17 protein-coding genes and 1 riboswitch are annotated in these 18,632 nt (G+C 53.3%); of the genes, 11 read left to right on the top strand and 6 right to left on the bottom strand.

Translation table 11 applies throughout. The annotated features are described in order from the left end of the window. The first annotated feature begins 67 nt into the window (after positions 1-67). On the top strand, positions 68-421 hold the full coding sequence (locus tag IVG45_RS04060; protein ID WP_196436611.1) for a Spy/CpxP family protein refolding chaperone: 354 nt from the start codon (positions 68-70) through the stop codon (positions 419-421). Between the two features lie 499 nt (positions 422-920). Further along, on the top strand, positions 921-2,207 hold the full coding sequence (locus tag IVG45_RS04065; protein ID WP_196436612.1) for a hypothetical protein: 1,287 nt from the start codon (positions 921-923) through the stop codon (positions 2,205-2,207). A 28-nt stretch (positions 2,208-2,235) separates the two neighbouring features. Here the strand turns inward: IVG45_RS04065 and IVG45_RS04070 are convergent, their stop codons facing one another. From IVG45_RS04070 to IVG45_RS04080, 3 genes are read right to left on the bottom strand one after another with little or no spacing between them, the layout of a single operon-like run. Continuing rightward, on the bottom strand, positions 2,236-4,020 hold the full coding sequence (locus IVG45_RS04070; protein ID WP_196436613.1) for a methyl-accepting chemotaxis protein: 1,785 nt from the start codon (positions 4,018-4,020) through the stop codon (positions 2,236-2,238). Between the two features lie 54 nt (positions 4,021-4,074). Continuing rightward, positions 4,075-4,992, bottom strand: a complete 918-nt coding sequence (locus IVG45_RS04075; RefSeq protein WP_196436614.1) for a hypothetical protein — start codon at positions 4,990-4,992, stop codon at positions 4,075-4,077. Positions 4,993-5,008: 16 nt separating this feature from the next. Beyond that, complete coding sequence (locus IVG45_RS04080; protein WP_196436615.1) at positions 5,009-6,562, bottom strand: nickel-dependent hydrogenase large subunit; 1,554 nt, start codon at positions 6,560-6,562, stop codon at positions 5,009-5,011. 276 nt (positions 6,563-6,838) lie between these two features. Between IVG45_RS04080 and IVG45_RS04085 the strand changes: the two genes are divergently transcribed. Genes IVG45_RS04085 through rsfS form a run of 3 tightly spaced genes read left to right on the top strand, consistent with a single transcriptional unit; the run spans position 6,839 to position 9,062 of the window. After that, on the top strand, positions 6,839-8,077 hold the full coding sequence (locus IVG45_RS04085; protein ID WP_196437914.1) for a glutamate-5-semialdehyde dehydrogenase: 1,239 nt from the start codon (positions 6,839-6,841) through the stop codon (positions 8,075-8,077). Continuing rightward, entirely contained in the window at positions 8,077-8,733 is a 657-nt protein-coding gene (nadD, locus tag IVG45_RS04090) for a nicotinate-nucleotide adenylyltransferase (RefSeq protein ID WP_196436616.1), read from the top strand. The genes IVG45_RS04085 and nadD overlap by 1 nt, the downstream gene beginning before the upstream one ends. After that, complete coding sequence (gene rsfS / locus IVG45_RS04095) at positions 8,712-9,062, top strand: ribosome silencing factor (RefSeq protein WP_196436617.1); 351 nt, start codon at positions 8,712-8,714, stop codon at positions 9,060-9,062. The genes nadD and rsfS overlap by 22 nt, the downstream gene beginning before the upstream one ends. 93 nt (positions 9,063-9,155) lie before the next feature. On the opposite strand, the gene IVG45_RS04100 is transcribed toward rsfS, so the two are convergent. Together IVG45_RS04100 and IVG45_RS04105 are read right to left on the bottom strand one after the other, a co-directional pair. Further along, positions 9,156-9,659 (bottom strand): M48 metallopeptidase family protein, encoded by a 504-nt coding sequence (locus tag IVG45_RS04100; protein ID WP_196436618.1) that lies wholly within the window; start codon positions 9,657-9,659, stop codon positions 9,156-9,158. 370 nt (positions 9,660-10,029) lie between these two features. Then, on the bottom strand, positions 10,030-10,236 hold the full coding sequence (locus tag IVG45_RS04105) for a hypothetical protein (RefSeq protein WP_196436619.1): 207 nt from the start codon (positions 10,234-10,236) through the stop codon (positions 10,030-10,032). Positions 10,237-10,622: 386 nt separating this feature from the next. On the opposite strand from IVG45_RS04105, the gene IVG45_RS04110 reads away from it, so the two are divergent. The 4 genes from IVG45_RS04110 (at position 10,623) to IVG45_RS04125 (ending at position 14,062) form a co-directional block, all read left to right on the top strand. Further along, positions 10,623-10,988, top strand: coding sequence for a DUF167 domain-containing protein (locus IVG45_RS04110; protein ID WP_196436620.1), 366 nt, complete (start codon positions 10,623-10,625; stop codon positions 10,986-10,988). Positions 10,989-11,168: 180 nt separating this feature from the next. Further along, complete coding sequence (locus tag IVG45_RS04115; protein ID WP_196436621.1) at positions 11,169-11,552, top strand: hypothetical protein; 384 nt, start codon at positions 11,169-11,171, stop codon at positions 11,550-11,552. An 18-nt stretch (positions 11,553-11,570) separates the two neighbouring features. Beyond that, on the top strand, positions 11,571-12,224 hold the full coding sequence (locus IVG45_RS04120) for a DUF2760 domain-containing protein (protein WP_196436622.1): 654 nt from the start codon (positions 11,571-11,573) through the stop codon (positions 12,222-12,224). Further along, on the top strand, positions 12,221-14,062 hold the full coding sequence (locus IVG45_RS04125) for an Hsp70 family protein (RefSeq protein ID WP_196436623.1): 1,842 nt from the start codon (positions 12,221-12,223) through the stop codon (positions 14,060-14,062). The genes IVG45_RS04120 and IVG45_RS04125 overlap by 4 nt, the downstream gene beginning before the upstream one ends. A gap of 52 nt (positions 14,063-14,114) precedes the next feature. Here the strand turns inward: IVG45_RS04125 and IVG45_RS04130 are convergent, their stop codons facing one another. Then, entirely contained in the window at positions 14,115-15,071 is a 957-nt protein-coding gene (locus tag IVG45_RS04130; RefSeq protein ID WP_196436624.1) for an OmpA family protein, read from the bottom strand. A 532-nt stretch (positions 15,072-15,603) separates the two neighbouring features. On the opposite strand from IVG45_RS04130, the gene IVG45_RS04135 reads away from it, so the two are divergent. Together IVG45_RS04135 and IVG45_RS04140 are read left to right on the top strand one after the other, a co-directional pair. Then, positions 15,604-15,822, top strand: a complete 219-nt coding sequence (locus IVG45_RS04135; RefSeq protein WP_196436625.1) for a Nif11-like leader peptide family natural product precursor — start codon at positions 15,604-15,606, stop codon at positions 15,820-15,822. A 944-nt stretch (positions 15,823-16,766) separates the two neighbouring features. Further along, the gene (locus tag IVG45_RS04140) at positions 16,767-18,365 is read left to right on the top strand and encodes a ShlB/FhaC/HecB family hemolysin secretion/activation protein (protein ID WP_230874746.1); all 1,599 of its coding nucleotides are present in this window, start codon (positions 16,767-16,769) and stop codon (positions 18,363-18,365) included. A 141-nt stretch (positions 18,366-18,506) separates the two neighbouring features. Then, positions 18,507-18,586: riboswitch (cyclic di-GMP riboswitch) on the top strand. Positions 18,587-18,632: the final 46 nt, after the last annotated feature.

The following is an 18,632-nucleotide window of genomic DNA, read 5'->3' on the forward strand; positions in this document are numbered from 1 at the left end:
TGGTTAGAGTAGATACCGAGAACGGAGATAAACCGTTTGAAAATCCTTAATCAATGAGAGACCTAACATGAACAAAAAAATCATAACCATCGCACTAGCCCTTGCCCTGCCTTTGACAGTCGCCGCATTTCCGGGTGATAAAGGTGGAAACCATTTTGAAACTCACCGGGGCGAGAGAGTGGAGCGCCTGGTCAAGGAGCTGGATTTAAGCGCCGAACAAAAAACTCAATTGGAGGCCGTATTCGAGGAACAGCAGGCAAAACGCGAGGCGATCCGTCAGGAAACCCATCAGCGCATGCAGGCAATATTGAGTCCCGAGCAAATGACAAAGTTTGAAGACTTGCAAAAAAACCGCCATCAGAAATGGCAAAAACGCCATGGGCAAAGAAACGCCGATCAGCAAAGCGAAACGCAAAAATAATGGCGTTTGATTAAAGGATTGCGTAGGTTCCAGGGATGGCCCGCGCTTTACATCACCAGCGTGGAGGAAAAGTAACTTGCTTACGAACGAGAACCCAAGCCGGCCTAAATTGGCACTGCGCCATTATGCGGTCGGCTTGAATGAGTTTCGGGATATTGTTATTCCGAAGGATCGCAAACGAAGCCACCATATATGAACATGTCGTCATCCAAGGGTTGCTCGATGAATATATGAGAATAAGTACGTGATTTTGGGACGGTAGGGCACGGTTGAACACCCCGTGCGCGGCGTAGACCGGTAAGGCTGGCGCCGAGTTGTCTGATTACGGCATTGCGGTGTTTTACAGTTACATTCATGTAGATCGTAATGAATTTTCCCGCCTGACTGCTGCTGGCGCTATTTACCCAATTTTACGTTTTGCTAACGGCGCTTTACCTGTATGTTTGGCATCCTGAAAATTGTCGATTTTATGCCCGTTATTTTGCCGGAGCCGCAATACATGTTCACTAGCACATTTGCTCGATTGGCCTGCATGGCCCTGTTTATGCTGTTACTTGCCGCCTGTTCTGGTTTTCGTTTTTCGCCACCGGACCCGGAGGAGCAATCGGAAAAACTGGCCGAGCTGATGGAAAAAGGCGGGTATGCTCCGGCTAGCGGTCTGGCGATCGAGAGCAGTCGCGATATCTGGAACCATGACCGAACCGAGTTGGAAGTGGTGATGACCGCACCGACGCTACCGGGCCGTTATCCGTTGATTATCTATTTGCCCGGCTTGGGCGAGGAGGCCAAGGCCGGCCATTTGTGGCGGGAAACCTGGGCCAAGGCGGGTTATGCGGTATTCAGTATGCAGCCATTGACGATAGCTCGGGCACTTAAGGATCTTCCGGGGATGGAGGGTGCTCCTGATGGACTGGATGACGAAGAACCGGGGCTGGCGGATCCATACAGCATGGAGCCGCCGGAGGATCGGGGAGGCGGATGGCTCGGTGAAAAACGCCGCCGACCGTCGCGTACCGCCCGCAATAGCGAGATGCATTATCTGGGACACGAGTATTTTAGTCCCGATAATTTAAAAAATCGCATGGAACAATTATTCTGGGCCTATCGGCAATTAAAGGCGCGGGCCGGGAAGGGCCTGCCCTTGTTTGCCTCGGTCGATTTTTCCAAGGTGGTCTTGGCCGGCTACGACTTGGGGGCGCAAACCGTGACGGCGGCACTGGGCGAAAATTTCGAGACCGCCCTGCCGGACAGCGGCGAGCTTAAACCAATTGCCGGCTTAGTATTGAGTCCGTCGGTCAATTTGGCGATGGGCAATGTTCGCAGCCGTTATCAGGCATTGAATCCGCCGTTGTTGGTCATTACCGGCACTGAAGATAACGACCCTTACGCGATCAGCTCGGGGGCGGTAAGAACAGCGGTCTGGGAATATGCGCCGGCTGGAGGCAAGTATTTGCTCCTGTTGAAGGAGGCCGGGCATCGAATATTGGCCGGCTCCGAAATGGGCGGGCGCTTCGGTCGGGACGAGCCGGACGGATTCGGTGGTGGCTCGTCAGGTGGTGGTGGACGGTCCGGAGGGCCTCGCGGCCCGGGAGGCATGAACGGCGAACCGGGTGCGGCACGCCGGGTTAGAGATCCCGAGCTGGGTTACAAACATGTCGCCGCAGTCTTTAGCGCATCCACGGCTTTTCTGGATGCGGTGGTCAAAAACGACGAATTTGCCCGTTTTTGGCTGGACGATAAAGGAAACAAATGGTTAGGCAAGGCTGGTTCATTGAGAATTCGATGATAGTTCGCGGACGGAAGCGACGAGGCAATCATTCCGTTCGGAACTTCGCTGTCTCGCGCCTGACGTCTTCCACCGCCGACAGCAAGCGCTCCGAAAGCAGGTTGAGGTCGCGGGAAATATTCGCCGCTTGTTCCGCGTCCTGGGCGGCATCGCCGACACTAAAAGCAATGCCGTCGGCGAGACTGTCCTGCTCGATGGCGGAGCGTTTGACCTCCTCGATCTGCCGGAAGACGCTTTCGATACGAGCCTCCGCTGAATCGAGTTGATGCGCCGTGGCTCCCGAGGCATCGGCCACCGCCCGCATCAGGGAATTGGTGTCCTTCATGGTCTGGTTGGCGTTGGCTATGCCCTGGTTGAAACCGATCAGTATGTCATTGATCGATTGGGTTAAGGTGGTAGTGTTGGTGGCCAGGTTGCGCACCTCTTCGGCGACCACGGCAAAGCCGCGGCCGTGCTCGCCGGCGCGCGCCGCTTCGATGGTCGCATTCAGCGACAGCAAATTGGTCTGGTCGGCGATTTGATCGATGTGCCGTAACTGTTCGGCGACGGCGTGGGATTTTTCGATGATCTCGCCCATATTCCGCGAGGCAACGCTGATCTTGTCGACGACTTGCAGGGTTAATTCCTGGTTTTTGTCCGAGGCCGCGCTGGATCGGCTCAACTCACCCATGACCTCGGTCATCGCGCCATGAATGTCTTGCACGTTATGCGTCACCTGCGCCGATGAATGTTTCAGGTCGACGGCGTTACCGGCGGCGGTCTGCATGCGTTTGGCGATACGCTGATTGTTTTCCAGCATGCTACGGCTCTGCGAAGAGACTTGATTGGAAGCTTGGCCGACGACCAGCATGCGTGCCTTGACTTCGGTGACGATGGTGTGGATTTTGGCCAGGAACTGGTTGAATAGCCGCGACATCAGGCTCATCTCGTCGTGGCCGGACTCGTCGAGTTTGGCCAACAGGTTGCCTTGGCCCTGCGTCAGATCGTCGAAACCGACGATCAGACGGTCCAGAGGCCTAAATACCATCAAGCGCAAGACGATGATCATGACGATGACGACCGGGATCAAAACCGAGAGCACCGAAGCGGTGATGGTCAGCAAATTATCCCGGCGTTGTTCGGCACTGAAACGGTTACTGAGCACTACTTCCAGGTAGCCCGACGTTTCGCCGTTTTTCCAGTTGGCGTGGCAATGAACGCAGTCTTCGTTAGCCACCAGTTTTTGGATGAAACGCGGATTGCCGGTGCCGTCAACCATCGTGGCGCGGCCGTTGGCATCGAAAGCCATATCCTTGTCGAGTCGATAGTGGCAAGTGCTGCAAGGCTGGCCGGCTTCCTCCCTGCTTTTGATATGGGCCTTGGCGGCCGACGTTTCGTGGAGGTCGCGCAGATTCCAATCCTCCCGTTCGTAGCGTCCGGCCGTGGCGTCGTGGATGCCAAGATTAGGGTTGATGAATTGGCCGCCTTCATGGACAAAGGGTTTGCCGACGGTGACGACGCCGGACTTGTAAATCATCATCCCAATACGCGAATACAGTGCCGCGCTTTCGACTTCCGAATTCTGGGTGATGTTGTCGAGTGCTTGCTGGAAGGAGTTGCGTTGGCCTTTGTTGATGGATTCCTTGCTGTTTTCTATCAGCGTATCGAGTATGCCTTCGCCGCTTTGTTCCACCTGATGTTGCAGCTCAAAATTCTGCCATTGGTAAAGCAGGGTCAGCGCCACCAGTAATACCGCGCCAATGCCAAGCCCCAAGAAAAGCATCGCCCGAAACAGAATGGATTGAGAACGCTCGATGCGCCTATCGGAATGCATGTTGCCGCCTTACTAAAACGCGAATATTGCTAAAAAACGAAAACCGGCTCGGTTTCACGAGTCCTCCGAGACACCCTGAGGGTCGCTTGCAATATGAAACATGACCCGGCGCGGAAAGTGTTCGCTTGCACAGCCAATACAGGGGTGGCCGGCGCGGATGCAGATATTGGTATTGCCGTTGTGACCGATGATTAGGCAGTCGTTGCGGGTCAAAGGGCCCTGGCAGCCCAGTTTAAGCAAACAGCCCGCGTCGCCGATGTAGCGCGCATAGTGCTTTTCCTGGAAGTCGGCGTAAAAGATGCAGTGTTCGTGCACGGTGCGATCGAAAAACTTGAGTGGCCGCCCCTTGCTGTCGGTGCTCGGAAAACTGCCTTTATAGGCATAATGCAGCAAGGTGTAAACCAGGTGCTCGGGCTTGAGCGGGCAGTTGGGCAGGTTGATGACCGCTTGCGTGATGCCCTTGCGCGCATAAAAGGCATCGAGCGGAATAGAGCCGGTTTCCATGCCTTTCATGTTGGTGACGCCGCCGAACACGGCGCAAGTTCCTATCCCCACGGAGGCTATCGCCTTGCTGCCGAGTTTTTCCACCCAATAGGTAATCGGCTGATCGGCCATCAGGCAGGCGTGTGGCATCGCGGTCGGAATACCGCCCTCCAGCACGAACAGATACGGCATGCCGCTAGCCGAGACTTTGTCGAGGATCTCGGTAACCTGATCGCCGGTGGCCAGCGACAAATCGGGGTGAAAGATCAGGTTGGCGAACTTGGTCAGAATGTCGAGTACCGAGACATCTTCGATGTTCAGAAAGCTACATGAGCATCCGCTGCACGAACTGGCGTGCAACCAGACCAAGTTGATGCGCTTGTCCGGGTTGGCATCGGCGGCCAACAAGTCTTCGAATGACAGGAAACTGCTGGCGCCGGCGGCAACGATGGCCAGCCAGATGGTTTTCAGAGCTTCGCGGCGATTCATGATGGCCTCCTGGGGATTAGTGCACGGAACAAGCCATGCAGGGATCAGTGGAGCGGATGATGCGGGCCAGTTCCATGGGATTATCGGCATCGGCGACGCGCGTACCGATCAGCATTTTTTCGACCGCGCCTGGCCGGCCGCTGGCATCCCGTGGCGACATGTTCCAGGTGGTGGGCACGATCATTTCATAATTCTTGATCAGGCCTTTATCGTCGGTTTCTATCCAATGCGCCAGCGCGCCGCGCGTGGCTTCGGTGAGGCCGACCCCGCTGGCGTTGCGTGGCAGGGAGCGCTCGATGAAGCCGGATTCTTCCGGGACGACTTGTTCGAGTTGTTCCTCGAGTTTTTCCAGGGTCACCAGCGCGCTGACCAAGCGGGACAAGTGACGCCCCATCACCGAGTTGTAATCGTGTATAGTCAAGCCCAGCGCATTGTTGTATTTGTCGACCCTCTGGGTCAGCGCGGGATTGCTCTTGGCAAAATAGGTGTTGACGACACGGGCAACCGGGCCCACTTCCATGATCTCGTTGCCGTAGCGCGGCGCCCGCGTCCAGGTGTATTTGCCGCCTTCCTTTTTCTTTTCGCTCAGGTATTCTTCGTAGCCGAGCGGATGCAGATTATTCAATTGCAGAGGTTTGATGGTCTTATCGGGTTTTGCCGTGTAGTAGGCATAAGTGTGATCCTCGGTGATTTTGCCAATATCCAGCGCCGCGTATTGACCATTGATGGTGGCGCCGCCGGTGAAGCTGTGATCCTTGCCGTTGCGATCAATCAGCCAGGGATAAGAGAGCAAATTGCCGTAGCCGCGTCCTTCCTTGAAATAGCCTGGGAAGGCCTTGGCGACGCCCAATACGTCGTTCTGGAAATTGTTGCGGATGAACTGGCCAGCTTGACCCAGCCATTGCCGGTAGCGCGCCAAACGCTCTATGGTCGGCATCGTGGTTACGCCGCCGGCTTCGATGGCGACCGGATGTGGCGCCTTGGCGCCGAATATGGCGACCATCTTATGCAAGGTAGACATCATCGGTAAGGCACCGAGATAGTTTTGGATCACCGTCAGATTCAGTTCGCGGTCGTCGCTGTAGGCGGCTTGATAGCGCGGCAGAAAAGGGGATGCCGGAAACACCTTGCCGCTATTGAGCTCTTGCCCTATCCAGTCTTTGAGTTGCAACATGCCGGCATCCCGCCCTTGGTAGCTGGTGATGGCGGTAACATCGATAAAGTCCAGCGCGCACAGCGCGTAAAAATGAAGCAGATAATCGTACAGATGATAGGCGCCAACGGTCAGGTTGCGCAGCAAGCGGCCGTTTTCGTTGATCTGCAGGCCCATGGCCGACTCCAGCGCGCGCGCGGCGGCATCGGCGTGCGCATAAGGACAAACGCCGCAAACCCGTTGGGTAATCTGTTGCGCGGTACGGGCATCGTAGCCTATCAAGGCCTTTTCGATACCACGGTACATATCCCCCGAGCATTTGCTGTCGACCACGATCCCGTCTTCCATCCGCGTCTCGAAACGCAAATGCCCTTCGATCCTTGTCATCGGATCAACGACTACTCGTCTTGCTTCCATTTCACTTCTCCTATGGCAATCTATGGGCAAACCCTAGATCAAAACTAACCATTAATGATAACAGTAGCTCATTTTTGGCTAAGGGCAAATCCATCTGGAATTGAATCGCCTCATGGATCAAGGGAATTCGAAGTTAAAATCCTTCCCGTGGGGGAATAGCCGGTCCGCCGGGGTTGGAGGAAGGTGCCCGATACGCCGATACAATTTTGGTTAGCTTGTTATAATGCCTAGCTTTTCCAATTGATTGGGTCGTTAAAGGTGGACGTTAAACAATACATGCAGCAGTTGGGCCGGCAGGCCAGGCGGGCGGGTCGGGAAATCAGCAAAGCCGACAGCGGCCGGAAAAATAATGCTTTATTGAAAATCGCCGAGGCTATCGGCGCCGGTAGCGCCGATTTGGCAATCGAAAATCGCAAGGATTTACTGGCCGGCAAGGACAACGGCATGGATTCGGCATCGCTGGACCGCTTGGAACTGACGCCGGCCCGGATCGAGGCGATGATCGAAGGCCTAAAACAGGTTGCGGCCTTGCCCGATCCGGTTGGCGAAATCACTAATCTCGGCTATCGGCCCAGCGGCATTCAAGTCGGGCAGATGCGGGTGCCTTTGGGCGTGATTGGCATTATTTACGAATCTCGGCCCAACGTTACCGTCGATGCGGCGGCACTGTGCTTGAAGGCCGGTAATGCCTGTATTCTGCGCGGCGGATCGGAATCGATTCATTCCAACCGGGCGATTGCCGCTTGTATTGCCAAGGGTTTGGCCGAAGCAGGTTTGCCGCAACTGGCGGTGCAGGTGGTGGAAACTACCGACCGGACGGCTGTTGGCGAGTTGATTACGATGAAAGACTATGTTGACGTGATCGTGCCGCGTGGCGGCAAGAGCCTGATCGAGCGCATCAGTAGCGAGGCAACGATTCCGGTGATCAAACATCTGGACGGTATTTGTCATGTCTATATCGACGGCAAGGCTGACCTCGACAAGGCGGTGGCTATTGCGATGAATGCCAAAACCCATCGCTACGGGGTTTGCAATGCAATGGAAACATTACTGGTGGCGGAATCCATCGCTCCCACGGTGTTGCCGAGATTGGCCGAACAATACGCCGAAAAAGGCGTGGAATTGCGTGGCTGTTTGAAAACCTGTTCGTTGGTTAAGAACGCCGTGCGCGCGACCGAGGAAGATTGGCATAGCGAATATTTGGCGCCTATTTTGTCCATCAAGATTGTTACCGATATGGACGAGGCGATCGATCATATCAACAGCTACAGCTCGGCGCATACCGAAGCCATTGTCACCGAGGACTACACGCTGGCGCGGCGATTCCTGCGCGAGGTGGATTCCAGTTCGGTGATGGTGAATGCATCGACCCGTTTCGCCGATGGTTTCGAGTACGGCCTGGGCGCGGAAATCGGTATCAGTACCGATAAATTGCACGCCCGTGGTCCGGTCGGATTGCACGGTCTAACGTCATTGAAATACATCGTGCTGGGTGACGGGCATATCCGGCAATAATGATCGGAATTTATGGTGGTACCTTTAATCCGGTGCATTACGGCCATTTACGCACGGCGCTGGAAGTCAAGGAACTGTTCGAATTGGATCAACTGCGTCTGATTCCTTGCCGTTTGCCTCCGCACCGTGATCAACCGGACGTGGATGGCGAAATGCGATTAGCCATGTTGCATTTGGCCGTTGCCGATTCGCCTGGGTTACAGGTCGATCGGCGCGAGCTGGATAGGGCCGGGCCATCCTATATGGTCGATACGCTGCAAGCCCTCCGCGCCGAAAATCCTGACACCAGGCTGATACTGTTCATCGGTGCCGATGCCTTTGCCGGCTTGGAGAGTTGGCATCAATGGCAGCGCTTGTTCGATTATGCGCATCTGGTGGTCATGACTCGGCCGGCTTATGGCCTACCGGATATGCCGGCTTTTTTATGCCAACGGTTATGCGAAGATCGTCGCCAGCTACGGCAACAATTCGGTGGGCGGCTATTTTTTCAAGCGGTGACCGGGCTGGATATTTCCGCCACTCAGATCCGAAACCTGATCAGGGCCGGCCGCGATCCGCAATTTTTACTGCCGGATCGCGTCATTGCTTATATCCGGCAACATCAACTTTATCTATCCTCAACACAGGACATTGAATGCAAGCAGAACAACTGTTAAAACTGGTCGAGAACGAACTCGACGAGCGTAAAGCTCATCAGGTCACAATTCTCGATGTGCGCGGCAAAACCAGTATTACCGATTACATGATTGTCGCCACCGCCACATCCACTCGCCACGCCAAATCCCTGTGCGATTATGTGGTCGAAAAAATCAAGGAAAACGGCCTGCAGCCCTTGGGGTTGGAAGGCGAACTCGGTTCGGATTGGGTGTTGCTGGATTTGGGTGACGTGGTATTACACGTGATGACCGGCCAGGCACGCGAGTTTTATCAATTGGAGAAGCTCTGGTCCGTGAGCGGCGACCAACAGAGCCGCCAGCGAGTGTAGTTACAATAAATCACCCTGTTAACCGTCCGGCGGGCTTGTTCCAGGCCTGAATTCACTGTCGACCAGCCATTCTGTGATCGTCGGTTCGAGGGACTAATAAAGCGAACCGACGCGATCAAGGTAGGTTAGGTAAAGCCGCATGTCGAATTCCAGTTGGTGATAATCGGGTTCCATGTACTCGCATAGTTTGTAGAAGGCCTTGTTGTGCTGTTTTTCGCGTAAATGCGCCAGTTCATGCACGGCAATCATGCGTAAAAATTCAATCGGCGCGGTTTTAAATACCGCGCCGATGCGGATTTCGTTTTTGGCTTTCAGGTTGCCGCCCTGAACTCTGGATACGAAGGAATGTAAGCCCAAGGCTTGATGAAGCAGATCGATTTTGTCGTCGTACACGACTTTGCTTAGTGGAGCGGATTGGCGAAGAAATTGGTTTTTGATGGCGACGACATAGAGATAAAGCGCTTTGTCGGTTCGAATGTCATGGCTTGCCGGATATTTTGTTAGCAGCATTTGCCCCAGTTTTCCGCTCTCAATCAGCCGTTCAATTTGCTCGGTAATGCTTGCCGGATAAGCGGCCAGATATTTTAATGCCGTCATTGGAGGAGGGGCTTTATCAAAATTGCTTATTCTACCGTCTGATTAGTCGAATGGTTTCTCGCAATCCTAAATGCCGGTATTACCGGCTTTTCTGTTTGGTGCGAGGCTGGGAATCCCTGGTTGATGATGGCTGTCATGCTCCAGCGTGGTCGCGCGGTTTAAGGCTTGGTCGGTAATAACGTGGCTTTTTGGCTGATGGAATGTCGCCGGTGTAGGTCTTTAGCTGCGGCTAAAGCTCCTTCCACGCAGCCCATCGGAGAAGTGATTTATACAAAGTTGTTATTCGCTCTGGTGTCGAATGGATTAGTCGGTGCGCATACCCGAGGTAAGTCCCCCCATCCCATCCGACGGGGGCGACAAACCAATCGGTTTAGGCGCTATGGCAAGTCGTTGCGCATTGGGGGCAGCCGTTGACTTGCTTGAAGGACTCGGCGGCTTTTTTCACCGCGCTGGCGCAACTTGCGATAGAGCCTAAATAACGTATTGCGTCCTTGGCGGGCAATAGAGAGCAATTTGCGTTGTGGACGATATGGTCGCCGTTGGGCTGGGCATTCGTTTCGATGTAAAACTCGGCCATGATAGATACCTCTCTTTAGTTAGTTTTGGGTGGATGGCTCGGATAATGGTTCGCCAGTGACTGATTTATCGGTCGTTGATCCAACACACTGTATTGATAATGTATCGAACCTGACAGACAAAACCGGCAATTTCCATGGTTTGCGAGCTCCGATCCAGAATCAGCAATACATGTGCCACGTTTAATGCAGGATTTCCGGCCCCCAGCGTCCCGCTGGCATGGCGAGACAGTTTTGTAGGCCACAACGAGCAAAAAGCCTCGTTATCCGGATTACTTTTCGGGCCTTGGAGGATAGCCGGTGGGTCCATTGGTCGAACCTCCATGTTGGGCGGTACGTTAACATCAGGTGTCGAATTGATTATCAATAGGTTAAGTTTCCATTTCGTATGGCAAAAGTAAAAAAATCGAAAACCAAGGGCGCCGGCAAAGAGACGAGTAAAGGCACGGCAATGGATTCGTTCTGCGGCTGGGAGGGCGAAGTCCTGGTGCTGAATATTCTCGGTACGCCCAGTGCCAAGCAGGATGCCATCGGCAAACCGAAGGGCCATCAACTGAAGGTCAGTGTCACCGCCGCGCCGGTTGGCGGCAAGGCAACCGATCACATGGTGCGTTTCCTGGCGAAAGAGTTCGGGGTGGCGGCCGGCGATATCGAAGTGGTGTTTGGCCGGTTTAACGTCAATAAGCAATTGCGGATTAAATCGCCCAAGCAGTTGCCGGCCGTGATCAGCAAGGAATTGGCCCAAGCCGGGTAGCCGTTCGCCGTGGCCCGGTAAGCGGATTCATCTGTTTTATAACGGTCATCCATGCCGCCGTTAGCGTCGATAGAGAAGCTAATTGGCTGTTTCCCGGCTATTCAGCCTGCTTGGTTGTCCCTTATTGCCCGCATCGCGTAAAATCCTGAATAAACGATCTTCAACCCATGGAGTTATACAATGAAATATTCTTTAATCGCTGTGCTGTTGTTAGCCGCCAATCTGGCTTTCGCCGAAGAAGCAGCCAAGGATGAGTGGAATGAAACCACTTTGTCCGAAGAAACCATTCAGAAAATTCAGCAAGCGCAATTCACTTATAAAAAATGCGTGGTCGATACCATGCAAAAACCGGAATTTTCCAAACTGGAAAGCCGGAATGCCACCGATGCGATCATCAAACTGTGCGAACCCACGCTGGCGGACATGCGCAAGGTCTATACCGATGCCGAGGTGCCGGGCGTGATTGCCGATCGGCATTTGAAAAAACTCAGAATCCAAGTCACCCGCAATCTATTGCAGGAACTGATGTATGTCGAAGCGGCTAAAAAAGCCGGCCAACCTTAACGAATTTAAACCTAACCCATGAATACCTATACCATTGATTTAAGCCTGCGTCCGACCACATTCGATTTATGGCATGTGTGTCTGGCCGGCACGGTGGCCGTGTTGGCACTGCTGCTAATCGTCGTTTTAATCTCGGTTGTGCTGGGCATGCGCCGCTGCAAACGCATGGAACCCGCGCCCCAATTGGCGCCAGTGCAAAGGCCGGAACCGGAAGTGAATATTGTCGAGAAAATCGTTGAGGTTGAAAAAGTCGTGCAAGCCCCGGCGCCGGAGCCGGTGATTTTGAAGGAAGCCACGCCCGACGCGGCCCTGCAATTACTGAGCCTGTTGCAAAAAGAGGCCCGTTTCATCGACTTCATCAAGGAAGATGTCAGCGTGTTTTCCGATGCAGACATCGGCGCGGCGGCACGGGTGGTGCATCAAGGTTGCGGCAAGGCCATCAATGAGCATTTCACCCTGGCGCCGGTCAGTCAGGATCAGGAAGGCAGTCGGGTGACCTTAAGCAAGGGTTTCGATGCGGCGTCCTATCGTTTGACCGGCAACATCGTCGGCGAAGCGCCGTTTACCGGTACCTTGGTGCATAAAGGCTGGCAAGTTACCGATTTGCGCCTGCCCAAATTGACCGAAGGCCATAACGCCAAAATTATCGCCGCCGCCGAGGTGGAATTATGAGTACCGAGGTTCGCTACTCGGTCGGTATCGACTTGGGCACCACGCACTGTGTATTGTCCTATGTCGATCTTGAGGCCGGCGATGACCAAGTGGTGTTGACTGTGCTACCGATTCCGCAACTGACCGGACCCGGAACGATAGAAGACCAGGCTCAATTGCCGTCGTTTACCTATTTGCCGCACGCGGCCGAGATCGCGGAAGGCGCTACCGCGTTGCCGTGGTCGGCCAAGCCGGAGCATCTGGTCGGCGAGATTGCCCGTAATATGGGCAGCAAGACCCCGATCAGGTTGGTGGCCAGCGCCAAGAGCTGGCTGTGCCATGCCGGCGTCGATTGCAAGCAAGCCATTCTGCCGGCCGATGCGCCGGATGATGTGGCGCGGATTTCGCCTTTCTCGGCCACTAGGGCCTATTTGCAACATTTACGCGATGCCTGGAATCATCGGTTTCCCGATCATAGTCTGGAGCATCAGGATGTAACCATCACCGTACCGGCCTCGTTCGACCCGGCCGCGCGTGAACTGACCGTGGAAGCGGCGCGCTCCCTGGGCTTGGGGCAGGCCGTGCTGTTGGAAGAGCCGCAGGCGGCTTTGTATAGCTGGATCGAAAATAGCGAGGGCGACTGGCGCAATCATGTCCAAGTCGGCGATGTGATCTTGGTGATCGACATTGGCGGTGGCACCACCGACTTGTCGTTGATCGCGGTGACCGAACAGGACGGTAATCTGCAATTGACCAGGGTGGCGGTGGGTGACCACATTCTGCTGGGCGGCGATAACATGGATTTGGCGCTGGCTTACACGGTCAAGGCCAAGATGGAACAGGATAGCGGTAAGAAGCTCGAATCCTGGCAGTTGCAATCGCTGACCCATGCTTGCCGCGAAGCCAAGGAAAAATTGTTCAATCATGCCGAGTTGGGCAGTATGCCCATCGTCGTCGCCAGCCGGGGTTCGTCATTGATCGGCGGTACCTTGCGTACCGAATTGACCCGCGACGAATTGAACCGGGTGTTGGTCGAGGGCTTCTTGCCTCAAGTGCCCGTCAGTGAAAAACCGGTGGCCAGACCGCGTAGCGGTCTCAGATCGGCCGGTTTGCCGTATGCGCAGGATGCCGGGATTACCCGGCATCTGGCGGCTTTTCTGTCCAGGCAAAAAGACGCCACCAGCGAATTTGCCCACGCAGCCAATGCCGAACATGCCAGCTTCCTGCATCCGACCGCCGTATTGTTCAACGGCGGGGTGTTGAAGGCCGAAGCGTTGTCCGAGCGTTTGATGGGGATTTTGAATACCTGGTTGCAAACCGAACAGGCGCCCGGCGCCCGCTTGTTGCAAGGTGCCGATCTTGATTTGGCGGTGGCTCGCGGTGCGGCTTATTACGGTTTTGTGCGTAAGGGCAAGGGAGTGCGGATCAAGGGTGGTACCGCCGCGTCTTATTACGTGGGGGTGGAAAGCGCCATGCCGGCCGTGCCCGGATTGCCGCCGGAAATCGAGGCGTTGTGCATCGCGCCGTTCGGGATGGAAGAGGGCACCGAACAGGAGTTACCCAATGACGAGTTTGGTTTGATCATCGGTGAACCGGTGCGGTTTCGGTTTTTTGCTTCCAAGACCCGCCGCGAGGATCAGGTTGGCTCGCGTCTGGAAAGCTGGAGCGACGAGGAGTTGGAAGAGTTGGACGAAATCGAGATCACTTTGCCGGAGGAAGGCAGAAGTCCCGGAGAAATTGTGCCGGTGCATTTGTCGTCGGCCGTGACCGAGGTCGGCACCCTGGAATTGAAAGCCGTATCCAATCGCGATGGTAAACGCTGGAAAATCGAATTCGAGGTCAGGGCTGGAGAGGCCTGATTGATGTCGAACATGAGATTGGGCATGTCCTTATGCCCAATCTTGGTTAAGGCTACCGATTATATGGGTAGTTTTGTTGCTGATACGGTTGTTGTTGCGGATACTGCTGCTGGTATTGTTGTTGCTGTTGTGGATATTGTTGCTGCGGATAGCCTTGCTGTTGAGGGTAACCTTGTTGATAGTTAGGTTGTTGGTATCCTTGAGGCTGCTGGTAGCCTTGGGGTTGTTGGTATCCTTGTGGCTGTTGATAGCCTTGGGGTTGCTGGTATCCCTGCGGCTGTTGATAGCCTTGGGGTTGTTGGTATCCTTGCGGCTGCTGATAACCTTGAGGTTGTTGTTGGTTGGCGCCGGCGTTGGGGTTAGCAATGATAGACAATTCTACCCGGCGATTGATGGCACGATTGGTATCGTTGGTGTTGGGTGCCTTTGGCTGACTTTCACCCATGCCTTGTTTGGAAATCCGTATGGGATTGACTCCGCGTTGCGCTAAATAGTTGGCAACGCTGGTGGCGCGGGCTTCGGATAACACTTGGTTGTCGGCATCGGAACCCACGTCATCGGTATGGCCCGTGACCATGATGGTGGAATCAGGGTAGTTATTCAACACTTGGGCAACCGAATTCAGCGCATTTTGTGCTTCGAAACTTAAGTCCGACTTGGCAAAGGCAAAGGTTACGTTACTGGTACTGGGCATGTTCAGGGTCAAGGTGTTTTCGGCGGTACGTTGCACTTGGATGCCGGTGCCTTGCAACGATTGCTGCATTTCCTGTTCCTGTTGATCCATGTAATAACCGATACCGGCACCGACCGCGGCGCCGGCCAGCGCGCCCAAACCGGCATTTTTCAGATCGTTGCCGCCGAACAATGTACCGGCGCCTGCGCCGACCGCGGCGCCTATGCCGGTGCCTTTGCCTAGATTGCTGATGCTGGATTGGCCGGTATAGGGATTAGTGGTACAGCCCGCCAGCAAGCCCACGCCGATACCCATTGCTAGTAATTTTTTTTTCATTGTATAAGTCCTGTTTAGGTGTTTAAAAACAGCTCAAGTCGTGCAATTGTCCATATATTCAGCGGAAATTGCGAGTGGCTGAGTTGAGGGAATTTTTATCTTGATTGGCTTAACTCGAGCTTAATCATCGGTTAGCGGAGGTGGTTTTGATCTTGGCTGAATCGCATGCTTAACAAAACCGCCTTCCGTGCCACCTTGGTGTACACCCGATTAAAAGTCAAAATCAATGGTTAACGTCGAAATTTTTATGCCATCAGTCGATAATTTTGCAAGAGGCTTTGTCGTGAAGTTTTAAGTTGATTCTATTCCACGATCCCGCAAATTGTTAAAAACAGCACAACGTGGTTGATTGTAGCAATTACGACAAAATAACCGTTTTATTTGTAGGTAAAATTTATTAGTGCTTATGCTGTATTTGCATAAGATATTGTTTTTAATAAATAATATTATCGAATTGCAAGGTTGGCAGTGATTTTGCTTTATGGTTATACGGATATTATATCCGCTATTCAGACTTATCACGGAGTTATCAATGTCAATCAAGGTAATAAAAGAATTTTCCGAAAAAGCCAAAAGCGATGAAGTTCTTAAAGAAAAATTAAAAGCGTGCGTGAAACTGAAGGAACTACTCATGCTTGCCAAGGAATATGGTTTTGAAATCGATGAAGTAGAACTCTATCCGCCCAATGAACCGCAATTTGTCGAAGAGCAACTCTCTGAAAAAATGGCTAAGGCGTTGTTGAGGGTATAAATCCTTACTGTCGTTTCCCGGTGGTTTTATGCCGGGAAACGGTGCCAAGGATGCCGTCAAAAATAACCTCTTGAAATCAAACGTCTTGAGGTATAGCGTGCTAATTCCAACCTGACAAATGATCATCGAAAACGATTCGCCTGTTTTGATGAAGTCAGCGGCACACTTTATTCCAATCAGGTAAACGAAACGCCGGCCGGAATATCCAGTCAGAATTTCAAAACGGTAGAGGTCTTTGCCTTAGGTAATTTTTGAGAAAGTTTGTACCCATTGCCAATGTCAAATATGTGTCGTTCGCTGAGCGGAGCCGAAGCGAACGACAAATTGCTTGAATTGGGTACATTTATTGCCATAAATCGCCTTAATCCTCAAGCATTTGGCAATGTCGACCGTATGAAAACGACAACCTGGCAAATGCGGGGTCATCGATTGACGACTTCTGCCTCCGCTTGGATTCAGTCAAAAATAAGTTCCCGTTATTCGAATGTCCCGGGGAGAAGTTATTGCCAACCAAATTCTTAGCAATAACAGCCTCCCGAATCGTTCCCGCCAAGATAAAAAGGATTGGAGCGAGATTAGTTTAATCCCGCTAAAACATCCTGAGCCCGACTCGCCATTTGCGCAGCCTGCAAATCTTCGGTGCCGACCTCGCCGCTGTCATTCAACTCTGCCAGTTCTTCCGCTGACAATATTCGGTTTTTGGCCTTTGTTTGTCACCAGCCTCGGCTTTTCGGTTGGCCGTCGAAAAACAATGGGGTTTTACGACGGCCTCCGGTTAACCAAAATTCAGTGCATTTTTCGATACGGATTTCGTTTGTCATAAAAGCTTAAAAAACGAGTCATAAAATGGCTGGCTAGCGGTTTTCATCGGGAAATCCGTTTTTCTAGGAAAAAAAGCATACATGCAGTTAATCCACACCCCATTGGCAAGGACATTGTTCCTATTGACATGCAGTGTAGTCGTTCCGGTTGGCGAAGCCTGGAGTCAGGAGGTCGAAGCGGAAACCGGTACGCAAGAGCAGCAATCGAACAACGCTGCTGCACCGGCGACTTTCGACATGCTGGAATTGCGGGTCAAGGGCAATAGCTTGCTCGATAAAAAGCAGCTGGAGCGCACGGTTTATCCTTTTTTGGGTCCGAAAAAAAGCATCGACAATGTGGAGTCGGCCCGCTCCGCCTTGGAGGAACTGTACCGCAATCAAGGTTATCAGACCGTTTCCGTGGATATTCCGGAACAGGATGTCAAAAACGGAGTGGTTTACTTGCAGGTGGTGGAAGGCAAGGTTTCGCGCTTGCGGGTCAAGGATTCGCGCTATTTTTCGCTGGGAAAAATCAAGGCCGGCGTACCGGAACTGGCGGAAGGCAATGTGCCCAATTTGCCGAAAATGCAGAAACAGCTGGCCGAACTGGCTGGGGAAAGTACGGATAGGCAAATCGTACCGGTTTTACGCGCTGGCGAAACGCCGGGCACACTGGAAGTCGATTTGAAAGTTAAGGACGAACTGCCGTTACATGGCAAAGTGGAATTGAACGGCCGCAATACCGCGACAACCTCGCGCTTACGCTTGGTGTCTTCGCTGCGATACGACAATCTATGGCAGCAAATGCACAGTGCATCATTGATGTATCAGGTCTCGCCCGAAAACAACGAAGAAGTGGATGTCTGGGCCGGTACCTATGCGATGCCGCTGTTCGATGACGGCACCCGGTTGGCGGTATATGGGGTCGGATCTTCGTCAACATCTCAGATAGCCAGTGCCGGCGCATTGTCGGTGATCGGTATCGGTAATATTTACGGTGCCCGTCTGGTCAAGCCTCTAAAACCGTTAACGAATTATTTTCATAGCGCAACGCTGGGCGTCGATTACAAGGATTTTCAGGAAGATTTGGCCTTAATTGGCTCCGATAGTTTGAAAACCCCGATTACCTATTTACCCTTCACGGCGCAATACAGCGGAACGGCGAAGAACGCGGAATCGATGACTACATTCGATCTAGGCATGCATTTTTCGGTTCGTGGCTTGGGTAACGATCAAACCGAGTTCGAGAACAAGCGTTATAAGGCCAAGGCTAATTACATTTACCTGACCGGCGATTTGAAGCATCAGCATAATTTGCCGTTGGGCATGGAACTGGTTGGCCGGTTTTCCGGCCAGGTGGCGGATACGCCCTTGATCAGTAACGAACAATTTTCGCTGGGTGGCGCTCAAAGCGTGCGCGGTTATTTCGAAACTCAATCCCTGGCCGATGACGGGGTGTTCGGTTCGCTGGAACTGTACTCGCCGCATTTGGGTATGACTGACTGGGACTATCTTGACCAACTGAAGGTGCTGGCCTTTTTCGATGCGGCCAAGGGCTGGATCAAGGAAGCGTTGCCCGGCAATTCCAAGGGTGATTTTTTGAGCAGTGCCGGCGTGGGTTTGCATTTCCAGTTATGGAAACACTTGAGTGGCGGATTGGATGTGGGCTTCCCCTTCACCTCGCTGGAACCGGTCAAGAGCGGCGATCCCAAGGTGCATTTTAATATCGCTACCGAGTTTTAGAAGGTTTTGTTTTGGGGGATTTACCGGGGTGACCGGTGGCCCGGAAACCGGGTCGATTCAAGGGTATGGAGTTCGCCTCTCCGAAATTACACAGGGTGCCATCGCGTCAGCGTTTAGCACCATTACAAACAGATCGTTTCGATGTGTCGACGCCAAACCCGTTGCGAGGCGGGGAGGGCAAGCCGAGGGTCTTGAAATCTCAAGGCGGCCTGGTTAGCGCATACAGTCAAGATTAAACATTGAGTAAAGGCAGCAGTATGGTCAGTA

The sequence above is a fragment of the Methylomonas sp. LL1 genome, assembly GCF_015711015.1.
In the GTDB taxonomy this organism is placed as follows: domain Bacteria; phylum Pseudomonadota; class Gammaproteobacteria; order Methylococcales; family Methylomonadaceae; genus Methylomonas.